General features: G+C 44.6%; 2 protein-coding genes. Both read right to left on the bottom strand.

Going from position 1 to position 1,358, the window contains the following annotated elements; translation table 11 throughout:
- Nucleotides 1–680: 680 nt before the first annotated feature.
- Nucleotides 681–1,166 carry a transposase gene (locus EDM53_RS00460; RefSeq protein ID WP_130121363.1) on the bottom strand — a complete coding sequence of 162 codons (486 nt, stop codon included), beginning with the start codon at nucleotides 1,164–1,166 and terminating at the stop codon, nucleotides 681–683.
- A gap of 4 nt (nucleotides 1,167–1,170) precedes the next feature.
- A partial coding sequence (locus EDM53_RS00455; protein WP_130121361.1) for a hypothetical protein occupies nucleotides 1,171–1,358 on the bottom strand: 188 nt, incomplete at its 5' end.

The raw sequence follows: 1,358 nt of genomic DNA, 5'->3' as shown, positions 1-1,358 counted from the left end.
ATCAATATAATCTCTTGTGTTTATCCTTAGTAAAACCCATTGTACACTATTCCAAATACTTCCTCCAGCTGTTTTATACTAGAGATAGCTGTCTTAGTACTTAACAGTCAATCAAATAAGCATAATAACGTATACACATTATTATGGACACGACATAGGATTGGGAAAATAGTACGCTAAGGCCGAAGTATACGTCTAACAGGTCCGCTCTAAGCGGCTTACAGAAGGGATGCGTCAGTTTTCTGATGTGATTTGCCAGAGCTGCGATACCACAGACAAACAGATGAGAGGCATTGGAACCCTAAGATCCGCTTTCCATCACTCTAAGCACGAGTACCAGCAATCTAATCTACGTCTCACACTCAAGCAAGATAAAACCCTAACGGAAGCAGAACCCGCTCCAGCGCTTACTAGTGTCAAAACGAGCATGCCACACGGGCTCCTCTTACACTACTTTTTATACTTACGTTTGATACTACGTTATGCTGCCCCCAACCTCACACCTCTTCATATACCCGTCAAGTCTCATATCAAATATTTATCTAACTGATGGGTCATAGTTAGTGCTACTCTGGAGTCTCGGGGACACGCTAGACAACTGAAATATTCCTTCTATAGGCTACATAAAACATACCTGTCAGACTTATGTTTTCTCCTTAGCGTACTATTTTCTCCCAATCCTATGTCCTCCCGTTCTTCAGCCATCTAGCATCGGGATCCTTAGACAAATGTGCTTCTCCTAGCACAACTTCTTTGCCATCATCTTCCTCACGGTCTATAACAATCCCACTCGTCTCCTTATTCGGTCTCGCAGCAGACTCTATTATCGTCGCATCAACTATCGCGCTACTTGCCGGAGATACTGCTAATCCCTGACTTTGAAGTTGGTAGTTGAGCTCAGCAAACACTTTCTCCCACAAACCTAGCTTCATTAATCTATTGCGAAATCGACAGAATGTGGTCTCATCTGGTACATCTCCCTCAAAACCCGTAAACACCATGAAGTCTAGCCTTACCCTTAGCGCTTCCTCCAACTTTGGGTCGCTTAAACTATACCAGCTTTGTAGTATCAACGCCTTGAGCAACTGGAGCCCATCATAACCGTTAGGACCATAACGTAGAGTAAGGAGCTCCCATTGCTGAGAGCCCCTCCTCGAAGAACGCAACGTGCTAGTTTCCCAGCATTACGCTCGAGCACTGATAAGGCGGCTCTTGGCCACCCAGCAACGTTACCTCTTTAACCGGTCTCCTCCTGCCTTCCCTTTGCTTAAAGTACTCTCTAAACTTTGGGTCGTACGGATTTGCTTCAGCTCGAATCTTGACGTGTCTTCTTATCTTCGTTTCTGATGCTCTCTTAA

It is taken from the genome of Rickettsiales endosymbiont of Peranema trichophorum, assembly GCF_004210275.1.
In the GTDB taxonomy this organism is placed as follows: domain Bacteria; phylum Pseudomonadota; class Alphaproteobacteria; order Rickettsiales; family Midichloriaceae; genus RICK02.
This window is presented reverse-complemented; position numbering and strand designations above follow the sequence as displayed.